The organism is Pseudorhodobacter sp. (assembly GCF_030452865.1).
Taxonomy (GTDB): domain Bacteria; phylum Pseudomonadota; class Alphaproteobacteria; order Rhodobacterales; family Rhodobacteraceae; genus Pseudorhodobacter.
Genome location: NZ_JAKDLJ010000335.1, coordinates 1 through 4,044, shown reverse-complemented (window position 1 = coordinate 4,044; position 4,044 = coordinate 1). Strand labels below are relative to the sequence as shown.

The window sequence follows — 4,044 nt, the reverse complement described above, 5'->3', positions numbered from 1 at the left end:
GGTTGATGCCAGTGGCGCACCGATTGAATCGGTCCCGCATATGGGTACCTCGGCTTCAAAGATCGGTGAGGCCGTTGGCCAGGCGATCAGTGACGAAGCCAAAGCACGCGGCTGGGATTTGGCCGGAGTGGGCGCGATCCGCGTTTTCTATGACCAGTCGCCAACTGTTGTTGACCGGGTTGAAGGTGCCATTTCCGCACTCGAAGCCATTGGTTTCCCCAGGGCAAACATCTTCGATGCGCCGCAAGCCAAAACGGATACCGAAGCTGCGCTCAACGCCGCGACGACGGTTCTGAACCCGGATACCGAGTTCAAGCATTGGGTCGCTTTCAGCCTGAATGATGAAGCGGTTCTGGGCGCTGTTCGTGCCACCGAAAGCGTCGGGATCACCGCCGAATACGTCATTGGTGCGGGCATTGGCGGTTCCGATTCTGCGATTAACGAGCTCAAAAAGCCCGACCCGACCGGCTTTGTCGGTTCCGTCGTTATCTCGCCCAAGCGTCACGGCGATGAAACCGCCCTGACGGCGCATGATCCGCGCCGGACTGGTGCTGTGTTCCGAAGATCGCAAGCATGACGCTCTTGTGCAGGGACGTTCAATTCAGAAAAATATCAATATCTCGTCACGCCGTCATTCCGCCCGCTTCGGGGTTTTGAACAGCAAGGCTGAGGCTGAAATCGCTGAAACCTTCATCAAAAAACTGCGCATCCACACAGCGTCGCGGCATCAGGATATTTTGAACCTGTCGGGGGGCAATCAGCAAAAAGTCATTCTGGGCGGTTGGCTGTCGGAGCAAGGGGTGCGCGTCCTGATCGTGGATGATCCGACGCGCGGCATCGACGTTGATGCCAGGTCCGAGATATATGACCTGCTTTATCAACTCGCCGAAGATGGCATGGCGATTGTCGTTGTGTCGTCTGGATTGTCGGAGGTGATAGGCATTTGTGACCGGCTTCTGGTCATGTGCGAAGGCAAGATCAGCGCCTAAATACCCCGCGAGCAGTTTGAGGAAAAGGCGATCCTCGCCGCCGCTTTGTCGGACCGGGCCACTCCCAAAACCCTCGCATCCTGAGGAACGATAGAATGAAAAAACTGCTTTTTGGTGAACAGTGTCTTGTGGTGATCTTCGCGCGGGATTTTGACCTGTCGGTTGGGTCTACGGTCGCTTTTGCCGGCATGGTGGCGGTGATGGCGTCGAACGCAACTGGCCCCATTCCGTCGGTATCCTGCGGCAGGTGGCGGAATTGCGCGCGGCAGTTGGCACCACGATGGGCCTTGCCTTCGATTCCCACGGTCGGGTGCATTTGCCAATGGCACGGGTGCTGTTGAAAGAGCTGGAGCCTTTGCGCCCGATGTTTGTCGAATATGCCGTGGTTTCGGCCCATATCAACGCCATGGCCGACCTTCAACGTGCCACTTCCATCACGCTTTGCATCGGGGAGCGGCTGCATTCGCGCTATGATTTCCGCGCGGTGCTTGAACAGCGCGCGGCAGGGCTTATCAACCCCGACACCGCAGATGTTGGCGGGATTTCGGAAATGGTCCGTATCGGTCATGTGGCGGAGGCTTATGATATCGGCATGGCCCCACATTGCCCGCTTGGCCCGATCGCACTGGCGGCTTGTCTTCAAGTCGATGCGATTTGCTACAACGCGGTTATTCAGGAGCAAAGCGTTGGCATCCATTACAATCAGGGCGGCGATCTGAACGACTACCTTTTGCCCGAAAGCCGCTTTCAAGTGGCGGATGGCTTCTTGTCGATCCCGCAAGGGCCGGGCCTTGGGATTGAAGTTGATGAGGCCATGGTCGAGGAGCGCGCCCGCACCGGTCACAACTGGCGCGCGCCAGTCTGGCGCCATGCTGACGGCTCCATCGCGGATTGGTGCGGGAAATGACGGGTTTTCACGGCATCCACGCCATTCTTTATGCGCTGTTTGATGATCAGGAGCGGTTGGACCGCGCCGCGATGCGCCATCAGGTGGAGGTGTGCATCGCTGCTGGCTTTCACGGTATGGCGGCCCTTGGCCATGCGACCGAGGTGCTCAAGCTGTCGGAGGGTGAGCGCCGCACCGTGATGGATTGGGTGGCCGAGGATACTGCCGGTCGGGTGCCGCTCGCGCTGACGATCTGCGGCACATCGGTTGCGGAGCAGGTTGCACAGGTGAAACATGCGGAAAGCGTCGGTGCGGATTGGGTGATCCTGCAACCGCCGATGGTGGGCAGCTACGGTGCCGCAGAATACATCCGCTTTTTCGGTCGGGTGGCCGGAACGACGAACCTGCCCGTTGCGATCCAGAACGCGCCTGCCTTTATGGGGCGCGGACTTTCTTCGGCTGACATCGTGGATTTGACGCAGCAGTACCCCAATATCAGATTGATATAGGGCGAAGGTCCGGTGGTTGAGATTGCGGGTTTGATCGCCGCCACCGACGGGCGGCTGCCAGTCTTCAATCGGCGGGCTAGGATGGAGTTGATCGACAATTTCCGTATCGGTTGCAAAGGGTTGATCCTTGCGCCTGATTGCATCGACTATGCCGTTCGCGCTTATGAAGCATGGCTTAAAGGCGATGAGGCGGGGGCAGAGGCCGGCTATGCCGAGATGCTGCCCGCGGTCGTTTTCACCATGCAAGGGTTGGAAAACCTCATCTGCTATGGCAAGCGGCTGTTCGGCCCGCGCGCCGGGCTGGAAATCCACGACCGCGCACCAGCTTTGCGCCCGAATGAAGCAGGGCTTGCGATGACGCGGCGTTTTGCTGCTGATCTCGGGCCATTTCCGACCTGACGCTTTGTGATGCAAAGGCGCTGGGAGCACTGCCGACAGACGCTGGATCAGCGGTCGGTCATATGGTCGAAATGATAGACCGTCTCGTGACGGTATTTTCCCCCCACCTGCAAAATGCTGCTCGGGAATGCAGGGATATTGGGGCTGTTGGGAAAAAATTGCGGTTCCAGACACAGGCCCGCGAAGGGGCGGTACGCCCTGCCCGCCGTTTCCACCACCCCCAGATCAAGTTTATGCCCGTCATAGACCTGCAAGCCGGGTTTTGTCGTCGCAACACGCATAAGCAGGCCGGAAAGTGTCGATGCCAGCACCGCCGCAGGGCGCAAGGTAGTTGCAGGCGCCGACCGCAAAACGAAATTGTGGTCCAGCGGGTGATCCGGATTCATCGCCGAAGCCAATTGACGAAAATCAAATCGGGTGCCCTCGACCGGAAGAATGCTGCCCGTTGGAATTTGGGCGTGATCGCAAGGGGTATAGCGATCAGCATGGATCAACAGTTGATGGTGTTTCAAGTCATCGCTGCCGTCCAGATTGAAATAGGAATGATGGGTCAGGTTCAACGGCGTGGCGGCGTCACATTGTCCCTGATATTCAACGGTTAGCCTATTGTCGGACCCCAAAGCATAGCGGCATGTCACCTGCACATTTCCGGGAAAGCCCTGGTCACCATCATCCGAGTCTATCGCCAGCGTCACGGAAGTCGAACTCACCCCCGAAATTTGCCACAGCCGTTGGGAAAAACCACCCACGCCGCCGTGCAAGGTGGCGCGACCCGCCTCATTGCGGTTCAGATCATAGCCCCGCCCGTCCAGCGTGAAGCGCCCACCCGCAATGCGATTGGCATAACGCCCCACAACCGCCCCGAAATACGGAGAGTGCGCAGGGTAGGCGGCAAAGCTGTTGAACCCCAGTGTCGTGCTGATCCGCCGCCCATCCGCCAGCGGCACTTGCAAGTCTTGCAACACCGCCCCCCAGGTCAGCACTTTGGCGCGGATGCCGCTGTCCGCTTGCAAAGTGATTTGCAACACATCCTGACCGTTGAACTGCCCAACGGTGCAGATATTCGGTGCTGAAATCATGGGGCCAGTTGATGCGTGATGCGGTTTCATCACACGCTTTCGCTGGTGGAGGATCGCGTCAGTCGCGCTTGCAACACCACCACCCCGAGCAAGAACACCCCACGGATCACCGATTGCCAATAGGCGGAAAGCGAGATCCAGCCTTTGCCGTTCTCGAAATTCAGCATGTTGAACACGATACC

The 4,044-nt window shown here is 58.5% G+C and carries 6 protein-coding genes; 5 read left to right on the top strand and 1 reads right to left on the bottom strand.

Going from position 1 to position 4,044, the window contains the following annotated elements; all coding sequences use genetic code 11:
- The 5 genes from L0H65_RS15750 to L0H65_RS15730 all read left to right on the top strand — a co-directional run.
- Positions 1-577: substrate-binding domain-containing protein (locus tag L0H65_RS15750; protein ID WP_301460035.1), on the top strand; the 577-nt coding region annotated here is incomplete at its 5' end.
- Positions 531-989: a hypothetical protein gene (locus L0H65_RS15745; RefSeq protein ID WP_301460033.1), complete on the top strand. Its 459-nt coding sequence runs from the start codon at positions 531-533 to the stop codon at positions 987-989. The genes L0H65_RS15750 and L0H65_RS15745, both read left to right, overlap by 47 nt.
- Positions 990-1,236: 247 nt before the next feature.
- The gene (locus L0H65_RS15740; protein WP_301460031.1) at positions 1,237-1,896 is read left to right on the top strand and encodes an enolase C-terminal domain-like protein; all 660 of its coding nucleotides are present in this window, start codon (positions 1,237-1,239) and stop codon (positions 1,894-1,896) included.
- Complete coding sequence (locus L0H65_RS15735; protein ID WP_301460030.1) at positions 1,893-2,384, top strand: dihydrodipicolinate synthase family protein; 492 nt, start codon at positions 1,893-1,895, stop codon at positions 2,382-2,384. Before L0H65_RS15740 ends, L0H65_RS15735 begins: the two co-directional genes overlap by 4 nt.
- A 12-nt stretch (positions 2,385-2,396) precedes the next feature.
- On the top strand, positions 2,397-2,783 hold the full coding sequence (locus L0H65_RS15730) for a hypothetical protein (protein ID WP_301460028.1): 387 nt from the start codon (positions 2,397-2,399) through the stop codon (positions 2,781-2,783).
- A 47-nt stretch (positions 2,784-2,830) separates the two neighbouring features.
- Here the strand turns inward: L0H65_RS15730 and L0H65_RS15725 are convergent, their stop codons facing one another.
- Positions 2,831-3,892 (bottom strand): aldose epimerase family protein, encoded by a 1,062-nt coding sequence (locus L0H65_RS15725; RefSeq protein ID WP_301460027.1) that lies wholly within the window; start codon positions 3,890-3,892, stop codon positions 2,831-2,833.
- Positions 3,893-4,044: the final 152 nt, after the last annotated feature.